The following is a 276-nucleotide window of genomic DNA, read 5'->3' as shown; positions in this document are numbered from 1 at the left end:
GCACTGTACCAGCTGATCGACCTCCTCAAGCAGACAACCAGCCCTGAAGATAACGACAAGAGGCTCTTCAGAGCCCTGGCTAAGGCCATAGAATTCATGACTTCCGACGGGGGGGATCCGTGTCTCGGGCTGTCGTGGTTCCTTATGCATCTTGCACGCTCACTCGGGTTCAGCCCCAACCTCCGGAACTGCGTTATTACAGGCAATCCTCTGCCAGCAGTGCCAGACACCACTCTTTGTTTCCTACCGCATCTAGGCGGTGCCGCCCCTGAGCAT

General features: G+C 56.9%; 1 protein-coding gene. It reads left to right on the top strand.

The window, feature by feature from the left end; translation table 11 throughout:
* Positions 1 to 3 precede the first annotated feature (3 nt).
* Positions 4 to 276 (top strand): DNA repair protein RecO C-terminal domain-containing protein (locus FGF66_RS13165; RefSeq protein ID WP_407923815.1); only part of this gene is annotated, 273 nt, incomplete at its 3' end.

It is taken from the genome of Chlorobaculum thiosulfatiphilum, assembly GCF_006265165.1.
Lineage (GTDB): Bacteria > Bacteroidota > Chlorobiia > Chlorobiales > Chlorobiaceae > Chlorobaculum > Chlorobaculum thiosulfatiphilum.
The sequence above is the reverse complement of the archived record's forward strand: the minus strand, read 5'-3'. Positions and strand labels throughout refer to the sequence as shown.